Raw genomic sequence first — 20,105 nt, forward strand, 5'->3', positions numbered from 1 at the left:
CCTTTCAGCGGATCGAGTTGGCGGCGGCTTCGCCGCCGATCAGACGGCGGGCACCGTTGAAGGTGCGCTGCCAGTAGGCTTCGTTCAGATTGTCGACGCGCACCCGGCCGCCCGCGGACGGGGAGTGCAGGAAACGGTCGTCGCCCAGGTAGATGCCGACGTGCGAGAAAGTCCTGCGCATCGTATTGAAGAAGACCAGATCACCCGGCTTCAACTCGTTGCGGCCGACCTGCTTGCCCATGCTGGCCATTTCCCGGGCACTGCGCGGCAGATTCAAGCCCAGCGCGTCGCTGAAGATGCGCCGAACGAGGCCGCTGCAGTCGAAGCCCGTCTCGGCCGAACTGCCGCCGAAACGATAGGGAATGCCGAGGTATTGGAGGCCTGAATTCATGACCCCCTGAACCTGGTGGGTCGCCCGGCCGAACAGATCGGGTTGTCCTTCATCGGAGGAGGCTTCGCGAGCCTGAGCCTGCTGGGCGGCCTCGGGAGGTTCCGCGTGAGCAGGCGCGTGCAGCAGGGCTGCCGATACCAGTGCGATGAGTAGGGGTTTCAAATCCATCGGCGCATCATACCCGCCTGAGTCTTCGCCTGTAAACCCTTGATCTGCATGGTTTGCTCTATTCAAAAGGGATATTTCGCCATAAGGGAGAAGGCTGAACGCCTGTCGGGACGGGAATTGCCCGGGCTCGCCATCAAAATCGGGGCCAGCGAGGCCCCGATCCGTAAACTTCCCCTTACAAAGCATCCCGGACTCAGAGCACCTCGCCCGCCCAGTCGGCGAGGCGGGAGCGCTCGCCGCGTTGCAGCGTGATGTGACCGTTGTGCCCCCAGCCCTTGAAGCGGTCGACGACGTAGCTCAGACCCGAGCTGCCTTCGGTCAGATAAGGCGTATCGATCTGGGCGAGGTTGCCCAGACAGACGACCTTGGTGCCCGGACCCGCGCGCGTGATCAGCGTCTTCATCTGCTTCGGAGTCAGGTTCTGGGCTTCGTCGATGATCAGGAATTTCTGGATGAAAGTGCGCCCGCGCATGAAGTTCAGCGACTTGATCTTGATCCGGGTGCGTATCAGGTCGCGCGTTGCGGCCCGTCCCCATTCTCCGGCGTACTGATTGCCCTCTTCGGCCGTGCCGTTGAGCACGTCGAGGTTGTCCTCGAGCGCGCCCATCCACGGCGTCATCTTCTCTTCCTCGGTTCCGGGCAGAAAGCCGATGTCCTCGCCGACCGGAACGGTGACTCGGGTCATGATGATCTCGCTGTAGCGCTTGGTTTCGAGAACCTGGGTCAGCGCCGCGGCAAGCGTCAGCAGCGTCTTGCCGGTTCCGGCCTGACCGAGCAGCGTGATGAAGTCGATCTCCGGGTTCATCAGCAGGTTCAGCGCGAAATTCTGTTCGCGGTTGCGCGCGGTGATACCCCAGACATTGTTCTTCTGATGGGTGAAGTCGATCAGCGTTTCGAGCACCGCGCTCGTCGCCTCGCGCTGCTTGACCCAGGCATGGAGCGGTTTCTCGCCTTCCTGATAGACGAACTGGTTGAGCGTCAGTTCGCCGGCGGCCGCGCCCTGGAGCCGGTAATAGGTGCGTCCGTTCTCCTTCCACGACTCCATGCCCTGGGCGTGCTGCTCCCAGAACTCGGGGCTGAGTTCGCGCATGCCCGAATAGAGCAGGTCGGTGTCTTCGAGCACCTTGTCGTTGAAGTAGTCCTGAGCCGCCAGGCCCATCGCCTGGGCCTTGATCCTCATGTTGATGTCCTTGGACACCAGGATCACGGCGCGTTTGGGGAACTTCGCCTGCAGGTGATAGACGACGGCGAGGATCTGGTTGTCGGCCTTGGTCGTCGGCAGCTTGACCGGCAGTTCGGTCGGCATCGCCTCGGTCTGCAGGAAAAGACGGCCGGTGGCCATCTGGTGCGAGGGCTCGAAGAGATCGAGGCCGCTGTCAATCGCTTCGCTGCGGCCGGAGATGATTTCGTCGAGCATCCGGCTCGCCTGGCGCGCGTTGCGTGAGACTTCCGACATCCCTCTCTTGTGCCCGTCCAGCTCTTCCAGAGTCTGGATCGGGATGAAGAGGTCGTGTTCCTCGAAACGGTAGAGGCTGCTCGGGTCGTGCATCAGCACATTGGTGTCGAGGACGAAGAGCTTGGTGATCGGACTGGACTTGCGCGCGCGTTTGGCTGGCATGGCGAAGCGGTTCCCGAGGTTGAGACGATCAGAGAGTCTTGACGAAGTCGAGGACGGCCTGGGCGTGCCCAGGAACCTTGACGCCCCGCCATTCGTGGCAGACGTGGCCGGAAGCATCGAGCACGAAAGTGCTGCGCTCGATGCCGCGAACCTGTTTGCCGTACATGTTCTTCAGTTTGATGACACCGAAAGCCTCGCAGAGCTTTTCGTCGGCATCCGAGATCAGTTCGAAGGGGAAGTCCTTCTTGCACTTGAAGTTCTCGTGCGAGCGCAGAGAGTCGCGCGAGACGCCCAGCACGATTGCGTTGTGCCGGGCAAATTCATCGTGCAGCCGGCGAAAGTCTTCACCCTCGAGCGTGCAGCCGGGCGTATTGTCTTTCGGGTAGAAATAGAGCACGACGATGTGCGGCTGCAGATCCGCGAGGCGGATGCTGCGCTCGCCGGTTGCGCTCAGTTCGAGTTCTGCTGCGGCTTGCATGGCTTGCTCCGACGTCTTGAACGCACCGAGCGTAACTCGGGGCGATGAGCTGCCGCAATATCAGTGCTCGATGAGCAGCGCCGCGCAGACATCGCGACCTTCGCTGGCGAGGATATTGTAGGTGCGGCAGGCCGCGGCGGTGTCCATGATCTCGAAACCCCGCCCGGCTTCGATCAGCCCGCGCAGCAGCGCGGGGGAGGGAAAGCGCTGGCGCTCTCCGGTTCCGATCAGCGTGATCGCGGCGCCGAGTTCGGCCAGACGCGTGCAGTTGGCGGCGGCAAGGCTGGCGAAATCCGTGACGCGCCAGTCATCGAGAACGCGGTCGGGGAGCACGATGAGGGAATTTTCGTAGCGCCTGCCGTTGATTTCGACGTAGCCCGGCCCCTGGGCGGAGATGAGTTCGAGGCCTGGATTCTGTTCAAGCAGCAGTTTCATGGCTTGCCGCCGGTTTGCGGCCATCAGTGGGCTTGGCTAGGATTATAAACTTTTGCGCAGCGACCCGGCCCGGGTCGGGCGAAGCGAGGAGGACAGGATGAGCGAGGAAATGTCAGCGGTGGAAGCAAACGAAGAGCAGGATCCGGCGCCTCCCCGGGTGGTTCGCAAGTCGGCCAAGCTCGCTCACGTCTGCTACGACATCCGCGGCCCCGTCCTCGACCGTGCCCGCAAGATGGAAGAGGACGGGCAGAAGATCCTGAAGCTCAACATCGGCAATCTCGCGGTCTTCGGCTTCGATCCTCCCGAAGAGATCGTCCAGGACATGATCCGCAACCTGCCCGATGCGGGCGGCTACACGGATTCGAAGGGTCTCTTCGCACCGCGCAAGTCGATCATGCACTACACGCAGCAGAAGAAGATCTCCGGCGTCACGATCGAGGACATCTACATCGGCAACGGTGCCTCCGAGCTGATCGTGATGGCGATGAACGCGCTGCTCAACAACGGCGATGAGGTGCTGATTCCCGCCCCTGACTATCCGCTCTACACGGCCGCGGTGTCGCTGTCGGGGGGCAGCCCGGTCCATTACCTCTGCGACGAGCAGTCCGACTGGATGCCCGACATCGCCGACATGCGCCGCAAGATCACGTCGAACACGAAGGCGATCGTCGTGATCAATCCGAACAACCCGACCGGAGCGCTGTATCCGCGCGAAGTGCTCGAACAGATCGTCGAACTGGCCCGCCAGCACCAGCTGATCGTGTTCGCCGACGAGATCTACGACAAGACGCTCTACGACGGCAATGAGCATGTGAGCCTCGCTTCGCTCGCCGACGACGTGCTCTTCGTCACCTTCAACGGCCTGTCGAAGAACTACCGCTCCTGCGGCTACCGGGCCGGATGGATGGTCGTGTCGGGCGCCAAGAAGGGCGCGGCCGACTACATCGAGGGGCTCAACATGCTCGCCTCGATGCGGCTGTGCTCGAACACTCCGGGCCAGCTCGCGATCCAGACCGCGCTGGGCGGCTATCAGAGCATCCAGGATCTGGTGGCCCCGACCGGGCGGCTCACCCGCCAGCGCGATCTGGCCTGCCAGTTGCTGGGTGACATTCCAGGGGTGAGCTGCGTCAAGCCCAAAGCTTCGCTCTATCTTTTCCCGAGGCTGGATCCGAAGATCTACCCGATTCAGAACGACCAGCAGTTCATTCTCGAACTGCTCGAAGCCGAACGGGTGCTGCTGGTCCAGGGGACGGGCTTCAACTGGCCCCACCACGACCACTTTCGCGTCGTCTTTCTGCCGCACGAGGAGAGCTTGCGCGAGGCGATCACACGCATTGCGCGCTTCCTTGAACAATATCGTAAGCGTAATGGGCGCTGAAACGGGTAAACTGATCCCCGTTACCGACTCTTCGGGGTCGGTCATTGCCGGAGAATGGCTGCTTGCCGCCGAGTCCGTGCATCGCCAGCTTCGCCCCCAGCTTCCCGACGATTACCGCTTCGCGATGGAGCGGGTCTTCGCCGGAGGAGGGCGGATGGTGGTTCTCACGGACGCGCAGAAGGTGCTCGGCCTGGCTGTCTGGAGGGTTTTTGCGGACACCTTCAGTGGTCTGAAGTTCTACGTGGACGATCTCGTCATCGACGAGGCGTCGCGCTCCCTGGGTGCAGGCCACAAGCTGGTCACCTGGCTGGAGCAGGAAGCACGCACGCTGGGAGCCGGCTCGATCACGCTGGATTCCGGGACGCAACGCACGCGCGCCCATCGCTTCTATTTCCGCGAAGGCTTTGTCATCACCTCTTTCAATTTCAAGAAACAGCTCTCATGAAACCGATCAACGTTGGTCTGCTAGGAATCGGCACAGTCGGCGGTGGCACTTTCACCGTCCTGTCGCGCAATCAGGAAGAAATCACCCGTCGTGCAGGGCGCCCGATCCGGATTACCACCGTCGCTGATCGCAACGTCGAACTCGCGCGCAGCATCGTCGGCGACCGCGCCAGGATCACGGCCGATGCGTTCGAGCTGGTCCGTGACCCCGAGATCGATATCGTCATCGAGCTGATCGGCGGCTACGGCGTCGCGAAGGAACTGATCCTGGCCGCGATCGAGAACGGCAAACACGTCGTGACGGCCAACAAGGCGCTGCTGGCCCTGCATGGCAACGAGATCTTTGCCGCGGCGAGCCGCAAGGGCGTCATGGTCGCGTTCGAGGCAGCCGTCGGCGGCGGCATCCCGATCATCAAGGCGCTGCGCGAAGGGCTGACCGCGAACCGCATCGAATGGCTGGCCGGCATCATCAACGGCACGACCAACTTCATCCTGACCGAGATGCGCGACAAGGGCCTGTCCTTCGAGGCCGTGCTCGGCGAAGCGCAAAAGCTCGGTTATGCGGAGGCGGATCCGACTTTCGACGTCGAAGGGGTGGACGCCGCGCACAAGCTGACGATCATGAGCGCGATCGCTTTCGGCGTGCCGATCCAGTTCGAGAAGACCTACATTGAAGGCATCTCCCGGCTCGCCCGCGAGGACATCGCCTATGCGGAAGAACTTGGCTACCGGATCAAGCTGCTGGGCATCGCCCGGCGCACCGCGCGCGGTCTTGAACAGCGCGTGCACCCGACGCTGATCCCCGAGCGCCGTCTGATCGCCAACGTCGATGGCGTCATGAACGCGGTGCTGGTCAAGGGCGATGCGGTCGGCCATACGCTGTACTACGGGCGCGGCGCCGGCGCCGAGCCGACCGCGAGCGCGGTTGTTGCCGACCTCGTCGATGTGACCCGGATGCACACGTCCGACCCCGAACACCGGGTTCCGCACCTCGCCTTCCAGGCCGATCAGCTGGTCGAGCTGCCCGTGCTCGACATCGGCGATGTCGAAACCTCGTTCTATCTGCGCATCGACGTGCTCGACCGCCCCGGCGTGCTGGCCGACGTGACCCGGATCCTGGCCGATCACTCGATCTCGATCAAGGCGATGATCCAGAAGCAGCCCAAGGAAGGGAGCGACCGGACCAGCATCATCCTGCTCTCCAACCTCGTTCTGGAGCGGAACATGCAGCAAGCGATCGCGCTGATCGAGAAGCTGCCGACCGTCGCTGCGGCCGTGACGCGGATCCGCGTCGAAGGTCTGGACAACTGAGGAGGACAGGATGCGTTACATCTCCACCCGCGGCCAGGCCGCCCCCCGCTCCTTCCTCGAAATCCTGCTCGGCGGGCTGATGGAGGACGGCGGCCTCGCGCTGCCCGAAGCCTATCCGCAGTTCTCGATCGATGAACTCGAAGGCCTGCGCGGCGCGAGCTACGCGGAGCTCGCCTTCGCGGTGCTGTCGCGCTTTGCCGACGACATCCCGGCCGAGGATCTGCGCGCGATCGTCGGGCGCACCTATACGGCCGAGGTCTACTGCAATGGGCGAGAGACTTCCCGCTCGGCCGAGATCACGCCGCTGCGCACGCTCGAACCGGGCCTTCATCTGCTCGAACTGTCCAACGGGCCGACGCTCGCGTTCAAGGACATGGCGATGCAGCTGCTCGGCAACCTGTTCGAGTACGCGCTCGCGAAGACCGGCGCTTCACTGAACATCCTCGGCGCGACCTCGGGCGACACCGGTTCGGCGGCCGAGTACGCGATGCGCGGCAAGAAGGGGGTCAGCGTCTACATGCTCTCGCCCTGGGGTAAGATGAGCCCCTTCCAGCGCGCGCAGATGTACTCGCTGCAGGACGCGAACATCCACAACATCGCGGTGCGCGGCATGTTCGACGACGCGCAGGACATCGTCAAGGCGGTCTCGAACGACCTCGAGTTCAAGCGCCGCCACGCGATCGGTACCGTCAACTCGATCAACTGGGCGCGCGTCTGCGCTCAGGTCGTCTATTACTTCAAGGCCTATTTCGCGGCGACGACGCGCTCGGACGAGCGCGTCTCCTTCGCCGTGCCTTCGGGCAACTTCGGCAACATCTGCGCCGGCCACATTGCGCGCCAGATGGGCCTGCCGATCGCGAAACTGGTTCTGGCGACCAACGAGAACGACGTGCTCGACGAGTTCTTCCGCACCGGGCTGTACCGGCCGCGCAAGACCGCCGAAACCCACGCGACCTCGAGCCCATCGATGGACATCTCGAAAGCGTCGAACTTCGAACGCTTCGTCTTCGACCTGGTCGGGCGGGATGCCGGAGTGCTGCGCGGACTGTGGCAGCAGGTCGACTCGGGCGGTGCATTCGACCTGGCCGGTACGACCTATTTCGCGCGGATCGGGAACTTCGGCTTCGAGTCGGGGCGCAGCACCCATGCCGACCGCCTGGCGACGATCCGTCTGGCCGACGCAAAGTACGGTGTCACGATCGACCCGCACACGGCCGACGGCCTGAAAGTCGCGCTGGAGAAGCGCGACGCCGAGGTGCCGATGATCGTGCTGGAGACCGCGCTGCCGGCCAAGTTCGAGGAGACGATAGAGGAGGCTCTGGGGCGCGCACCCGAACGTCCCGCCGCCTATGCCGACATCGAATCGCTGCCGCAAGCGGTCGAAGTCATAGACGCCGACGTCGCCGTGGTCCGCGGCCTGATCGAGGCGGGCGAGGGGCTCTGAACCACGCTTTGCCATAGGAAAGGGCGCCCGAGAGCGCCCTTTCTTCTTTGGTGGAGCTCGCCTCAGCGTTCGAAATGGCGCAGCGACAGGTCGACCGCCTGGACGTCCTTGGTCAGCTTGCCGATCGAGATCCGGTCCACGCCCAGATCGGCGATTGCCCTGAGCTGCTCGAAACCGACGCCGCCGCTCGCTTCGAGCTGGGCGCGGCCGGCGTTGATCATCACCGCTTCGGCCATCTCGGCATGGGTCATGTTGTCGAGCAGGATCATCTCGGCGTTGGCGGCGAGCGCTTCGCGCAGCTGATCGAGGGTTTCGACCTCGACTTCGATGAATACATCGCCGTGCGCGATCGCGCGCGCCTTCGCCAGCGCCGCGGTGATTCCGCCGGCGGCCATGATGTGGTTTTCCTTGATCAGGATTCCATCGTAGAGGCCGATCCGGTGGTTGGTTCCGCCGCCGACCGAGACTGCGTATTTCTGGGCCAGGCGAAGCCCGGGAAGCGTCTTGCGGGTATCGACGATCTTCGCTTTCGTGCCCGCCACCGCCTTGACGTAGCTTCGCGTGCGAGTCGCGGTCGAGGACAGCAGCTGCAGGAAGTTCAGCGCGGTGCGCTCGGCGGTCAGCAGCACCCGCGCATTCGCGACGATGTCGCAGATCGGCTGTCCCGCCTTGAGCGGGTCGCCGTCCTTCGCGTGCCAGACGATCGTGCTCTGCGGGTCGAGCGCGGAGAAGGTCGCGGCGAACCACGCCGAGCCGCACAGCACGGCCGCCTCGCGGGTGATGACCTGGCCTCGGGCATCGCGTTCGGCATCGATCAGCCGCGCGGTCAGATCGCCGGTGCCGATGTCTTCGGCCAGCGCCGCGGCGACGTTGCGCTGGATCTCCACGCGGAGTTGTTCGTCGTAATTCATGTCTTGCCTCGTAGTTCCGGAGCGCGAGCGCCGAGCCGGGAAGTATAACGCTGACCGCTGTTTCGCCGCACTCGCCGGGGCGCTTACGCGTTGGAGCGGAGGAGCCACCGGTTATAGGTCGCGCGCGCCGAGCCGATCAGCTCGCTGGCCGAGAGCCCGATCGGCCCGCAACCGGCCGCGCTGCACGCGTCGGCCGCCGCGCCATGCAGATGGACTCCGCCGTGCAGCGCCTGGCGAGCCTCCCAGCCCTGGGCGAGCAGGCTCGCGACGAGGCCGCTCAGCACATCGCCCATGCCCGCCGCGCCCATGCCGGGGTGGCCACTCGTGTTGATCGCCCAGGCGCCATCCGGGCTGGCGAGAATGCTGCCGCAGCCCTTCAGGACCACCTCGCAGCGGTAGCGGGCGGCCAGCGCGCGGCAGGCTTTGAGCCGGTCGTTCTGAACCTCGCGGGTGCTCTGCTGCAGCAGCCTCGCCGCCTCGGCGGGGTGGGGCGTCAGAATCGTCGGGCGGGTGCGCGCGCGCACGCCTTGTTCGAGCTGTGGATCGCTGCCGAGGAGATTCAGCGCGTCGGCGTCGAGCAGCAGAGGACCCTGAAAATCCAGCGCCGCGCGCAGAAGCCGCAGCGCGGTCTCGCTCCTGCCCAGCCCGGGACCGACGGCGAGCACGCTCGCGTGCCCGGCGACCTCTTCGGCGCTGACCATCATCAGCTCGGGGTGGAGCGGATCGAGCGCCGGTGCGCTCTCGTCCAGAGCGCCGACATAGACCCGTCCGGCGCCGAGGGCGAGCGCCGCACGGCCGGCGAGCCAGGCCGCGCCGAGCATTCCCGGCGCGCCGCCGAGGATCCCGACCTCTCCCCAGTCGCCCTTGTGCGAGTTCCTCGGCCGGGGTTTGAGTTCGCCGCGAAAGTCCTCGACCGAGATCCGTTGCCCGGGCGAGGGCCAGGCGGGAAGGCCCAGGTCGGCGATGCGGATCTCGCCGCAGTGATCGGGGCCGTCGAGCGTCAAGAGGCCCGGTTTGAGCCCGATGAAAGTCAGCGTATGGCTCGCGCGGACCGCGCGCCCGAGAACTTGCCCCGAGTCCGCATCGAGACCGCTGGGCAGATCCAGCGCAAGGACGGGGCAGTCGAGGCGGCCAAGCCGGTCTATCCATTCGAGCGGCAGCCCTTCCGGTGGCCTCTTCAGGCCGATCCCGAACAGGCCGTCGATCGCGAGCGCCCAGGCGCGCTCGGGCAGCTTTGTCACGCTCTCACCCCCCGCATCGCGCCAGGCCTGCCACGCTGCCGCGGCATCGGCGGGGAAGCGCTGCGGATCGCCGGCCAGCGCGCAGACCACCTCGCGCCCGGCCGCTTTCAGATGGCGGGCTGCGACCAGCGCATCACCGCCGTTGTTGCCAGGGCCGACGGCAACCAGAATCGGCCCGCTGCGCCCGGGCAGCAGCTCCAGCGCCCAGTCCGCAGCAGCTCGTCCGGCGCGCTCCATCAGCGTGGGCTGCGCTCCGGGAAGATAATGCGCTTCGATCGCGCGTATCGCCTCGATGCAGTGGATGGGCTCGGACATGACCGTTTTCCTTCGCAAAACGCGATTCTAGTGCGATCGTCGCAGACAAGGAGACGCACGATGATGCAGCGACAGTGGTGGAGAGAGGGTATCGTCTATCAGGTCTATCCGCGCAGCTTCATGGATGGCAATGGCGACGGAATTGGCGACCTTCCCGGTCTGATCAGCCGGCTCGACCATCTGCAATGGCTCGGCGTCACGATCGTCTGGATCAACCCGGTTTACCGCTCGCCCAATCACGACAACGGCTACGACGTCAGCGACTACCTCGCGATCGCGCCCGAGTTCGGGACGCTGGACGACTGGCGGGCGCTGCGTGACGGCCTGCACGCGCGCGGCATGCGCCTCGTCATGGATCTCGTCGTCAACCACAGCTCGAACGAGCACCCGTGGTTCTGCGAATCGCGCAAGCGCGATTCGGCCAAGCGCGACTGGTATCTGTGGCGGCCGCCCGCCGGGGCCGGTGGCCCGCCGAACAGCTGGCGCGCCGTCTTCGGCGGATCGGCCTGGCACTTCGACGAAGCGAGCGGAGAGTACTACCTGGGGCTTTTCTCGCGCTGGCAGCCGGATCTGAATTGGCGCTCACCGGCTCTTCGCGAAGCGGTGTTCGCGATGATGCGCCAGTGGCTCGACCTGGGCGTCGATGGCTTCCGGATGGACGTGATCAACATGATCGCGAAGGATCCCGCCTGGCTCGATGGCGACCCCGAGCCGGGAGCTTCGCCGCCGGGTGAAGCCTTCATGAACCGCACTGACGCGCATGAATGGCTGGTCCAGATGCGCCGCGAAGTGTTCGCGGGACGGGAGGTGATGACGGTCGGCGAGTGCCCGGGCGCCCAGCCCGATGACGCGGTGCTCTTCACGTCGCCCGAGCGTAGCGAGCTGGACATGATTTTCCAGTTCGAGCACGTCGGTCTCGACCAGATGGGCAGCAAGTGGCAGACGAAGCCGCTGGATCTGCTCGCGCTCAAGCGCTCGCTGGGGCGCTGGCAGACGGCGCTGGACGGGCGCGGCTGGAACAGCCTCTATCTGATGAACCACGATCAGCCGCGCTCGGTCTCGCGTTTCGGCGACGACGGCATCTGGCGCGAGGAGTCCGCGAAGCTGTTGCTGACGCTGAACCTGAGCCTTCAGGGCACGCCCTTCCTCTATCAGGGCGAAGAGATTGGCATGAAGAACTGCCCGTTCGCGTCGATCGACGACTACCGCGACATCGAGAGCCTCGCTCATGCCGAGGAGGCCAGGGCCAGCGGGGAGAGCGATGCCGAAATCCTCGCGGCCCTGCACAGGATGAGCCGCGACAACAGCCGCACGCCGATGCAGTGGAGCGCCGAGCCCAACGCCGGTTTCACGACCGGCACGCCGTGGATAGCGCTCAATCCCGACTGGCACGGGATCAACGTCGAGGCCGCGCGGGAGGATCCCAACTCGATCCTCCACTATCTGCGCCGGCTGATCGCGGTGCGCCAGGCTCACCCCGGGCTGATCCATGGCCGCTACGCGCCCGTCGACGAAGAGAACCCGCGGGTCTTCGCCTATCTGCGCGAGCACGAAACAGGCTCATTTCTGGTTGCGCTGAACTTTGGCGAGCGGGAAGCCGGTTTCGCGCTGCCCGCCGGTCTCGCCGGCGCGCTCTCGCCGCTGATCGGCAACTACCCGGCGCCGGCGGATCCGGCTTCGCTTCGCCCCTGGGAAGCGGCGATCTGGAAGCTCGGCTGATTCCGCTTGCCTACTCTGAGCGCATCAGCGTCGATTTGCCGAACAGGCTCTCGATCAGATCCACGGCCAGGTTCGCCGTGCGGTTGCGGTGGTCGAGCGCGGGGTTCAGCTCGACGACATCGAGCGAGGCGAGGCGGGCGGTGTCGGCGATCATCTCCATGCACAGCTGGGCTTCGCGGTAGTTCGGCCCACCGCGCACCGTCGTTCCGACTCCGGGCGCGATCTCGGGGTCGAGAAAGTCGACATCGAAGCTGACGTGAAGGTGGGTATTCTCGTCCATCCCGGCCAGGGCCCGATCCATCGTCTGGCGCATGCCGTGTTCGTCGATATAGCGCATGTCGAAGACATCGAGCTTCATCTCGTGGACGAGCCTCTTCTCGCCTTCATCGACGCTGCGGATGCCGATCTGGCGGATCCAGGAGGGGTCTATCGCCGGAGTGTGTCCGCCTATCCGGATCAGCGGATCCGGGCCCAGCCCGCACAGGCAGGCGACCGGCATGCCGTGGATATTGCCGCTGGGCGTGATCTTGCGGGTGTTGAAGTCGGCATGGGCGTCGAGCCAGAGGATGCGCAGGCTCTTGCCGCGCTCGCGGCAGTGGCGGGCGACGGCCGAGATCGAACCCAAGGCCAGCGAATGGTCGCCGCCCAGCAGCATCGGAAAGCGGCCGCGACCGAGCTCGCGGTGTACGGCGGTATGGACGGCCTCATTCCACTGCGTGACCTCTTCGAGGTGACGGTAGCCGTCCTCGGGGGGCAGGACCGGATTGCTGGGGCCGGAGAGGTTGCCCCTGTCCTCGACTTCGACACCTCGCGCCCTCAGCGCATCGACGATGTTCGCGACACGAAGCGCCTCCGGTCCCATTGAAGAACCCCGGACTCCGGCTCCGATGTCGGTCGGGGCGCCGATCAGGCTGACGCGGGTCTGCTGCATGAAGCCAACTCCTTGTTCGTTTGCGCGGCACGCCATGTCGGCCCGCCAGTCCAGGTGCTGTCGCCCTTCGTGAGGACGGCGCGAGGGCTGAACTCTAGCGCGTTTGCGAGGGTTTTGAGCGCACCGGGGCACCGGTGCCCACCAGCAAGGGAAGACCCGGCGCTTGGCGGATCGCTTACGGGGTGAAGCTCGTGATGACCGGTGCGTTGAAACCGATGCGCTTGAGCCCTTCGGCTAGCAAAGCGGCCTGTCGCCGTCCTTCGGCATCGCGGCGAAAGGCCACGTGCAGGCTGCGCTGCTCCAGCAGGCGCGGATTCATCACGAGCTGGCCGCGCAGCGCGGCGAGCCGGGGATCGTTGCTGACCAGGTGGGCGAAGACCAGAGAGTCGATCGCGGCCAGATCCAGCGGGCCGTGCCCCAGGCGCTTGAGCAGTGCGACTTCATCGGGGAGCTTTTCGGCCTTGATGCTTCCCTGTTCGATTCTCTGGTCCAAGCGCTCGGTGTTGACGTCGTCCTGGACGACTCCGAGCCGCAGATGCTCCAGATCGTCGAGCGTGCTCCAGTAGATCGAGCGGTCTGATCTCTGCGCGAAGCCCAGCGCGCTTGCCCCGACGGTCTCGGAGAGCAGCCACTGGCGGTCGAGAGAGGGGGAGTAGACCTGCGGAAAATAGCCGCGCAGCTTACCGTGAGCCGCCTGACGCAGGGCCTGGCGGCGCGGCATGAACTCGATCTGCAGCGTGTGGCCGACCGCGGCGAAGGCGAGCTTCAGGGTTGCGCTGACCGATCCGGATTGGGCGACCGAAGCACTCGCATAGGGTTGCCACTCGATTGCGGCGAGGCGAATGATTCGCTCCTCGGCATGGGCCGAAGCGGAGAGCCAGAACACCAGCAAAGCGGCAAGAAGGCGCATCGTCAGTCAGGCAATGGGTCAGCTAGGAAGGGGGCGAGTCCGCTCAGCGCGGACAGCGCGGGCGCATCTTACTCGCTGGCATGATTTCCCGCACTGTTCCCGATCAGCTCCGCGGCCACGGCCTGAGGATCGCCCTGACCGGGCTCGCCTCGGCGAGCGTCAGGCGCAGCGGCAGCGCGATCAGCTCGTAGTCCCCGCACTCGACCCCGTCGAGCAGCAGGTTTTCGAGCAAGGCCATCCGGTAGCGGCCGATGCGCAGGTGGCTGAGCAGATCGGCGTCGTCGGCCGGATCGACCGAGGGCGTGTCGATGCCGATCAGCTGCACGCCCGCCCGGTGCAAAGCGTCTACCGTCTCCGGCGCCAGAGCGCTGAAGCACGGATCCCAGCGATCCCGGCGTGTCGCGACCGCAGTGCGGATCAGGATGCGCGGCGGCAGATCCTCCAGCCGGCCTTGCAGGTGATCGGGAAAGACCAGGGGACCGGCATCGAAGGCGTGGAGTACGCGGCAGTGGCCGATATAGGGCGCGAGCGCCACGGCGCCGATCGCCTCTCCTGCCGGGTCGAAGTGCAGCGGCGCGTCGGCGTGGGCCCCGGTGTGCGGGGAGAGCATCAGCGTCGAGGTATTGACCGGGCTCGCTTCGCCTATCCGCGCGCCCCATTGTTGCTGGTAGGGCGCATCGCCGGGAAAGACCAGGGTGTCGGGCGAAATCTCCGGCGAAATGTCTATGATTGGACGCGTGCGGCTCATGGTTTTGTCCGGAAGGGGAGTGGTCAAGAATACGGCGATCGGAGTTGCGCTGGAAGCGTCGCCGCGCAGCGAAGGCTTGCGGAACCCGGGATGGAAATGTGCGAGGCTTGTCGATGCTGCGCGAGCACGAAGCGGGTCTGTTCAGGGCCGTGCTCGCGTCGATTCTGCTGCACGCAATCCTGTTGCTGGCGATCCCGGCCCCCGAGGCGCCGGTAGGCGCGGCCCAGGTGAGACTTCGCGCCCGGCTGCTTCTGCGCCCAGTCACGGCCCCAGTCGCGGATTCGCGGATCAGCGCTGCGCCTGCGCTCACCCGGCCCCAGGCAGTTCCCGCAAAGCCTGGCCGCGTCACGCCGCGTCCCCGACCGAAGAGACGGCGCGCGAGCGAGCCGTTAGTCAGTCTGGCCTCGTCACGGCCCGAGCTTGCGCAGAGCTCTCCCGTTGAACTGCCCTTGAGCCCAGAGCAGCAGGGCGCGCTGCGCGGTTTGAGGATTTCGCTCGCGCTGGCCTTGGGCGGGCCGCCGCCGGAAACGGCGGTGAGCTGCCGCGCCGTCGCGCGGATGCGTTATTTGGCCGGTGGGCGGCTCGCCGCGCTGAGCCTCGCCGAATCGGACTGTCCCGGGGAGACCGAGCGTTGGCTGATCGCCCGCCTGAACCGGGCGGTCGAGAAGGCTCCCGTTCCGCCCGCCCTTCGCCCTCAGGCGCTCGAGATCGAGCTCCTGCTCGAACTCGAAACCGATCGGACTGGACGCGAAGAGCCTTAGCGGGTAGCATCCGCGCCCCCCGATCGCTTACGGACGTTTCATGTCATCGGCTCCCGCCCGCGCCTGCGGCATTGACTTTGGTACCTCGAATTCGACCGTCGCCTGGCTGCGTCCCGGCGCTTCAACGCTGCTGCCGCTTGAAGCGGGCAAGCCCGGCCTGCCTTCGGCCGTGTTCTTCAACGCCGATGAGGACAGCGTCTGTTTCGGTCGCGCCGCGCTCGCCGAGTACCTGGAAGGCTATGAAGGGCGGCTGATGCGCTCGCTCAAAAGCCTGCTCGGTTCCAGCCTGATCGATAGCCACACCGAAGTTCTGGGCCGGCTGCTGCCTTTTCGCGATCTGCTGCGCCAGTACATCGCGGAGCTCAAGCGGCGCGGCGAAGCTGCTGCGGGGCGCACCTTCGATCAGGCCGTGTTCGGCCGGCCCGTCCATTTCGTCGACGGTGATCGTGAGGCCGACGCGACGGCCGAGCAGACCCTGGGCGAGATCGCGCACGCGGTCGGCTTTCGCGATGTGAGCTTCCAGTTCGAGCCGATCGCGGCGGCTTTCCACTACGAGCAGGAGCTCGCGCGCGAAGAACTGGTGCTGATCGTCGATATCGGCGGCGGCACGTCGGACTTCTCGCTGGTCAGGCTCTCGCCCGAGCGCGCCAGGCTCACCGAGCGCCAGGACGACCTGCTCGCCAACGCCGGTGTGCACATCGGTGGTACCGACTTCGACAAGGCGCTGAGCCTCGCCGCGGTGATGCCGATGCTGGGCTACCGGACCAAGAAGAAGAACGGAACCGAGATCCCGTCCAGCCACTTCTTCAACCTCGCGACCTGGCACACGATCAACTTCTGCTACACGCGCCAGGCCTGGAACGAGATGCAGGACATCTACCGCGACGCGGCCGAACGCGACAAGCTGGACAGGCTGCTGAACCTTGTCAGCCAGCGCGACGGGCACTGGCTCGCGCTGCAGGTTGAGGAAGCGAAGATTGCGGTGTCGTCGGCGCCGAGCACGCTGCTTGACCTCGAGCGGATCACCCGCGAAGCCTCGACCTTGAGCCACGAAGTGAGCCGGGACGATTTCGACCGGGCTATCGACGGCCTGGTCGGCCAGATCGTCGAGTCGGTCAGCGGCATGCTCAGTGATGCCGGCATCGCCCGAGAGCGCATCGACACGGTGTTCTTCACCGGCGGCTCCAGCGGCGTGCCGCTGCTGCGCTCGCGCGTCGCGGCGCTGCTGCCCGGCGCGAAAGCGGTCGAAGGGGATTTGTTCGGCAGCATCGGCTCGGGCCTCGCGGTCGAAGCCGCGCGCCGCTACGGCTGATTCCGGAAACCGAGAACCCATGTAGGGCGGATTCGCCCGCAGGGCAAGCCGCCGCTCCGGACAAGGCAAATCGGTCTCACGCAGAGCCGCAGAGCCCACAGAGAAGGGAAAACCTCCGCGACAAGCCTTGAATCGGTGGAATGCCGCTGCGCGCCGCTGCAGACGGACCGACGTACAAAGCGGTCCGTCCTCGCAGAATTGCAGAGAAAACCAAACTCTTCAGAGCCGTCCCTTGTCGACTGCTCAGTCACAAACAATGGGAATGGCTTTGACTTTGCTCTTCCTCTGCGGTCCCTGTGGCTCTGCGTGAGGAATGCTTTTGACTTTCTCCGCGCCTCTGCGTGAAAAAAGGGTTTTGGCTTTACTCAGCCGAAGAGCGCGGTCTTCGCGGCCAGCCACAGCTTGCGGGGCGTCGGCAGCGAGGTGCGCTGGGTCAGCACCTTGCAGCCGTCGGCGCGGATCTCGACGAGCAGGGTCCGGTAGATCGCGGCCATGATCAGGCCCGGTTTCTGGCTCTTCCTGTCCTCAGCCGGCAGCAGCGCGAAGGCGCGCTGATAGGCTTCTTCGGCCCGCCCGATCTCGAATTCGATCAGCGCGCGGAAGGCCTCAGACTCGCGTCGCGCCAGGATCTCGTGCGCCGGCACATTGAAACGCTGCAGATCCTCGATCGGCAGATAGATCCGGCCGCGCAGCGCGTCCTCGCCGACATCGCGGACGATGTTGGTCAGCTGGAAGGCAAGACCGAGCTCGTGCGCATACTCGCGCGTCCTCTCGTTCGAATAGCCGAAGATCCTGGCCGCGAGCAGGCCGACGACGCCGGCGACCCGGTGGCAGTAGAGCTCCAGGCCCTTGAAGTCGAGATAGCGCGACTGCGTCAGATCCATCTCCATGCCGTCGACGATCTCGGCAAGCTCTGACTGCGGCAGGCCGAAGGCCTTGACGACGGAGGCGAGCGCCTGGCCGACCGGGTGCTCGGGCGATCCCGCATAGACCCTCGCGAGTTCCTGACGCCACCAGCCGAGCTTGGCCGCCGCGATCTGCGGATCGGGGCACTCGTCGACGACGTCGTCGATCTCGCGGCAGAACGCATAGAGCGCGGTGATCGCGCGCCGCCGCGGGGCGGGCAGGAACAGAAAGCTGTAGTAGAAGGACGAGCCGCTCGCCGCGGCCTTCTGTTGGCAATATTCGTCGGGGGTCATCGCTTCATCCGTGCGGCGCGCAGCGCGAGCAGGGGCCAGTCGCTGCGGACAAGTTGGGGACGCTGGTTCAGGGCATCAAAGCCGGCAGCCTCGATCTTCTCGAGGATGCGCAAGCCGCCCTGAACGACGAGCCGGATCTCCCAGCCGAAGCGCCCGGGCAGGGAAGGTGCGAGCGCAGCCCCTTCGAGCATCATCGCACGCGTCCGCCCGATCTCGAAGCGCATCAGCGCCCGGAAGGCCTCGTCGCAGTGCCGGGTGAAGAGCGCTTCTTCGGTGACGCCGAAACGGCGCCTGTCCTCTTCGGGCAGATAGATCCGGCCCTTGTCGAGATCGACAGCGACGTCCTGCCAGAAATTGATCAGCTGCAGGCTCGTGCAGATCGCGTCCGACCGGGCATCGTTCCCGGCGCTGGCGCAGCCGAAGATCCTCAGCATCAGCCGGCCGACCGGGTTCGCCGAGCGCCGGCAGTAGTCCTGCAGCTCGGTGAAATCCGCATAGCGCTTCTTGACGACGTCCTGGGCGAAAGCGTCGAGCAGATCGTGCAGCAGCGCAACCGGCAGCGCGTGGCGCTTGACGACCGCGGCGAGGCGCAGGAAGAGCTCGCCCTCGGGCACTTTACCGCGCTCGATCGCATCGAGCTGGGCCTGATAGTGCGCGAGGCCGGAGAGGCGCTCGGCGTCCTGCGCGCCGCCCTCGTCGGCGATGTCGTCGGCGCTGCGCGCAAACGCATAGAGCGCCTCGACCGCGGGGCGCAAGTCGCGCGGGATCAGCAGCGAGGCGACGGGGAAGTTCTCGTAATGTTCGACCGGCATGGGGGAGCGAGTATAGCGGCTTGGCGGGACGAACCGGTGCTTGAGGGCCCCCTGGGGTCAGATACCGTCTTGAAAATCAAGTTTCGGTGAGCAGAAATCTGCCCTGAATGGCACTCCGGTGCGCACGATGCCGTAGATCATGTGCACCAGTTTTCTCATTGCCGCGCCGATCACCGCCTTGGGCGCATGGCCGGAAGCGAGCAGCCGTTCGCCAAAGGTCTTCAGGATGGGGTTGTAGCGTAAGGCCACCATGCCCGGCATGTAGAGCGCACGTCGAATCGAGGCATTCCCCGCGCGGCTGATCATCGTACGCCCGCGCACGGAGCTTCCCGACACGCGCTCTCGTGGGCAGACCCCGACATAGGCGGCAAGCGCCTTGGCCGAATGGAAGCGGCGCACATCGCCCAGGTAAGCCAGCACTTTTGCTGCCGTGGTACGCGCGATCCCCGGGATGCTTTCGATCAGTTCTGCATCCTGTTTCAACTCGGGATGCCGATCGATGTGATCGTCGATGTCGCTCTCAAGTGCAGCAATTTTCTCGTCCAGCCAAGCCAAGTGCTCACTGACGCTCTTGGCCTGTAGCACCTCCTGGCTCGCCTGATGGGCTTCGAGTCGGTTGCTCTCCTGCTGGTGCATTTCCTTGAGTACCTGCAGGCGTTCGACCTTGGCGCGCAGCGCCCGCCACTGCACCGAAGGCGCTTGCCACAACACCGGGTTGAGCGCGGCACAGAAGCGAGCCAGCAGCGCAGCATCGGCTCGATCATTCTTGTTTCGCGCCAGCTCGCTTTGCGCAAAACCCTTGATGCGCGCAAGATTGACGACGCTCACAGGCCAGTGTGCATCGGCTAACGCGGTGGCAACACCTTCTCCATAGGGGCCGGTTGCCTCAAGGCAGAGGTGGGTGTGTGCCGGCGCCGCACCATGAGCGGCAAGCCAGTCTTGAAGATCGGCATACCCACGGGGCGAGTTCTCGATGACTTTGGAGCGGACTTTCCCTTCATGCAGCAAAGCCAGATCAAGCTTGCGTTTTGATACGTCGATCCCAACGAAAAACGAATACTCGGTGTTCATCGCGTGACCTTCCTCGTATGCGGGTTCTGTGCAGCGGATCGCTGCGACCCAAGTTACCGTTCAGACTCCTGCGCTGAACGAAAACGGGCGGGCGCACCTATCTGACCCACGAGCTCAAACACCCAAAGTCTTGCCGGTGTCAGCCCGCCCGGACTGCCCATTGACAACATTACTCCCGCTGTCTTCTGAGAGATACGAGGTCTTGCATTCGATCATTTTTGACCTGAGACTGCTCGGCTGACGGTGGAATAGTGAAGGCCGAAGGCGTCTGCGATGGCCTGCATTGAGTAGTCGCCGCTCGCATAGGCGCGTGCGATCGCGGCGTTGCGAGAGGCGCGATCGGCGGCCTGGGCGACGTAGCTTGTGAGCTCTTCCGCCATCGGTCGGCGCTGGGCGTGCGGCACTTCGAGCGATTCGTCCTTCTGCGCAATTTCTTGCTGCATCTCGTCCAGCGAGACCCCGGGGGGCAGACCCTGGTTTCCTATCCGGGCGAATCGCATTGTGATGG

20 protein-coding genes are annotated in these 20,105 nt (G+C 65.2%); 7 read left to right on the plus strand and 13 right to left on the minus strand.

The features are described from left to right. Nucleotides 1–4: 4 nt before the first annotated feature. From ACHFB9_RS09405 to ACHFB9_RS09420, 4 genes are all read right to left on the minus strand, one after another. On the minus strand, nucleotides 5–559 hold the full coding sequence (locus ACHFB9_RS09405; RefSeq protein ID WP_417066681.1) for a C40 family peptidase: 555 nt from the start codon (nucleotides 557–559) through the stop codon (nucleotides 5–7). A 193-nt stretch (nucleotides 560–752) separates the two neighbouring features. Then, entirely contained in the window at nucleotides 753–2,177 is a 1,425-nt protein-coding gene (locus ACHFB9_RS09410; protein ID WP_417066682.1) for a PhoH family protein, read from the minus strand. A 28-nt stretch (nucleotides 2,178–2,205) separates the two neighbouring features. After that, nucleotides 2,206–2,655 carry a peroxiredoxin gene (locus tag ACHFB9_RS09415; protein ID WP_417066683.1) on the minus strand — a complete coding sequence of 150 codons (450 nt, stop codon included), beginning with the start codon at nucleotides 2,653–2,655 and terminating at the stop codon, nucleotides 2,206–2,208. Nucleotides 2,656–2,715: 60 nt separating this feature from the next. Continuing rightward, nucleotides 2,716–3,090 carry an Mth938-like domain-containing protein gene (locus ACHFB9_RS09420; RefSeq protein ID WP_417066684.1) on the minus strand — a complete coding sequence of 125 codons (375 nt, stop codon included), beginning with the start codon at nucleotides 3,088–3,090 and terminating at the stop codon, nucleotides 2,716–2,718. Between the two features lie 109 nt (nucleotides 3,091–3,199). Between ACHFB9_RS09420 and ACHFB9_RS09425 the strand changes: the two genes are divergently transcribed. Genes ACHFB9_RS09425 through thrC form a run of 4 tightly spaced genes read left to right on the plus strand, consistent with a single transcriptional unit; the run spans nucleotide 3,200 to nucleotide 7,667 of the window. Next, on the plus strand, nucleotides 3,200–4,468 hold the full coding sequence (locus ACHFB9_RS09425) for a pyridoxal phosphate-dependent aminotransferase (protein ID WP_417071363.1): 1,269 nt from the start codon (nucleotides 3,200–3,202) through the stop codon (nucleotides 4,466–4,468). After that, entirely contained in the window at nucleotides 4,458–4,913 is a 456-nt protein-coding gene (locus ACHFB9_RS09430; RefSeq protein ID WP_417066685.1) for a GNAT family N-acetyltransferase, read from the plus strand. The genes ACHFB9_RS09425 and ACHFB9_RS09430 overlap by 11 nt, the downstream gene beginning before the upstream one ends. Beyond that, nucleotides 4,910–6,223 carry a homoserine dehydrogenase gene (locus ACHFB9_RS09435; RefSeq protein ID WP_417066686.1) on the plus strand — a complete coding sequence of 438 codons (1,314 nt, stop codon included), beginning with the start codon at nucleotides 4,910–4,912 and terminating at the stop codon, nucleotides 6,221–6,223. Before ACHFB9_RS09430 ends, ACHFB9_RS09435 begins: the two co-directional genes overlap by 4 nt. A 10-nt stretch (nucleotides 6,224–6,233) precedes the next feature. Then, a complete protein-coding gene (thrC, locus tag ACHFB9_RS09440) occupies nucleotides 6,234–7,667 on the plus strand; it encodes a threonine synthase (RefSeq protein WP_417066687.1) in 1,434 nt (477 codons plus the stop codon). A 62-nt stretch (nucleotides 7,668–7,729) separates the two neighbouring features. On the opposite strand, the gene nadC is transcribed toward thrC, so the two are convergent. Continuing rightward, entirely contained in the window at nucleotides 7,730–8,578 is an 849-nt protein-coding gene (gene nadC / locus ACHFB9_RS09445) for a carboxylating nicotinate-nucleotide diphosphorylase (RefSeq protein WP_417066688.1), read from the minus strand. Between the two features lie 83 nt (nucleotides 8,579–8,661). Beyond that, complete coding sequence (locus tag ACHFB9_RS09450) at nucleotides 8,662–10,134, minus strand: NAD(P)H-hydrate dehydratase (protein ID WP_417066689.1); 1,473 nt, start codon at nucleotides 10,132–10,134, stop codon at nucleotides 8,662–8,664. 60 nt (nucleotides 10,135–10,194) lie between these two features. On the opposite strand from ACHFB9_RS09450, the gene ACHFB9_RS09455 reads away from it, so the two are divergent. After that, a complete protein-coding gene (locus ACHFB9_RS09455; RefSeq protein ID WP_417066690.1) occupies nucleotides 10,195–11,853 on the plus strand; it encodes a glycoside hydrolase family 13 protein in 1,659 nt (552 codons plus the stop codon). Between the two features lie 10 nt (nucleotides 11,854–11,863). Here the strand turns inward: ACHFB9_RS09455 and rocF are convergent, their stop codons facing one another. The 3 genes from rocF to kynB all read right to left on the minus strand — a co-directional run bounded on the left by rocF (nucleotide 11,864) and on the right by kynB (nucleotide 14,442). Then, the gene (rocF, locus tag ACHFB9_RS09460) at nucleotides 11,864–12,784 is read right to left on the minus strand and encodes an arginase (RefSeq protein ID WP_417066691.1); all 921 of its coding nucleotides are present in this window, start codon (nucleotides 12,782–12,784) and stop codon (nucleotides 11,864–11,866) included. Between the two features lie 175 nt (nucleotides 12,785–12,959). Continuing rightward, complete coding sequence (locus ACHFB9_RS09465) at nucleotides 12,960–13,694, minus strand: substrate-binding periplasmic protein (RefSeq protein WP_417066692.1); 735 nt, start codon at nucleotides 13,692–13,694, stop codon at nucleotides 12,960–12,962. 103 nt (nucleotides 13,695–13,797) lie between these two features. Further along, nucleotides 13,798–14,442 (minus strand): arylformamidase, encoded by a 645-nt coding sequence (gene kynB, locus ACHFB9_RS09470; protein ID WP_417066693.1) that lies wholly within the window; start codon nucleotides 14,440–14,442, stop codon nucleotides 13,798–13,800. A gap of 107 nt (nucleotides 14,443–14,549) precedes the next feature. Here kynB and ACHFB9_RS09475 point away from each other — a divergent pair, with 107 nt between their 5' ends. Both ACHFB9_RS09475 and ACHFB9_RS09480 read left to right on the plus strand, forming a co-directional pair. Then, nucleotides 14,550–15,203 carry a hypothetical protein gene (locus tag ACHFB9_RS09475; RefSeq protein WP_417066694.1) on the plus strand — a complete coding sequence of 218 codons (654 nt, stop codon included), beginning with the start codon at nucleotides 14,550–14,552 and terminating at the stop codon, nucleotides 15,201–15,203. Between the two features lie 40 nt (nucleotides 15,204–15,243). Continuing rightward, entirely contained in the window at nucleotides 15,244–16,515 is a 1,272-nt protein-coding gene (locus tag ACHFB9_RS09480; protein ID WP_417066695.1) for an Hsp70 family protein, read from the plus strand. Between the two features lie 365 nt (nucleotides 16,516–16,880). On the opposite strand, the gene hpnD is transcribed toward ACHFB9_RS09480, so the two are convergent. The 4 genes from hpnD to ACHFB9_RS09500 form a co-directional block, all read right to left on the minus strand. Beyond that, nucleotides 16,881–17,714 carry a presqualene diphosphate synthase HpnD gene (gene hpnD, locus ACHFB9_RS09485; protein WP_417066696.1) on the minus strand — a complete coding sequence of 278 codons (834 nt, stop codon included), beginning with the start codon at nucleotides 17,712–17,714 and terminating at the stop codon, nucleotides 16,881–16,883. After that, nucleotides 17,711–18,526, minus strand: a complete 816-nt coding sequence (gene hpnC, locus ACHFB9_RS09490; protein WP_417066697.1) for a squalene synthase HpnC — start codon at nucleotides 18,524–18,526, stop codon at nucleotides 17,711–17,713. Before hpnC ends, hpnD begins: the two co-directional genes overlap by 4 nt. 57 nt (nucleotides 18,527–18,583) lie before the next feature. After that, the gene (locus ACHFB9_RS09495) at nucleotides 18,584–19,597 is read right to left on the minus strand and encodes an IS110 family transposase (protein WP_417066698.1); all 1,014 of its coding nucleotides are present in this window, start codon (nucleotides 19,595–19,597) and stop codon (nucleotides 18,584–18,586) included. A gap of 212 nt (nucleotides 19,598–19,809) precedes the next feature. Further along, complete coding sequence (locus tag ACHFB9_RS09500) at nucleotides 19,810–20,097, minus strand: hypothetical protein (protein WP_417066699.1); 288 nt, start codon at nucleotides 20,095–20,097, stop codon at nucleotides 19,810–19,812. Between the last annotated feature and the right edge of the window lie 8 nt (nucleotides 20,098–20,105).

The sequence above is a fragment of the Niveibacterium terrae genome (genome assembly GCF_048213115.1).
Lineage (GTDB): Bacteria > Pseudomonadota > Gammaproteobacteria > Burkholderiales > Rhodocyclaceae > Niveibacterium > Niveibacterium terrae.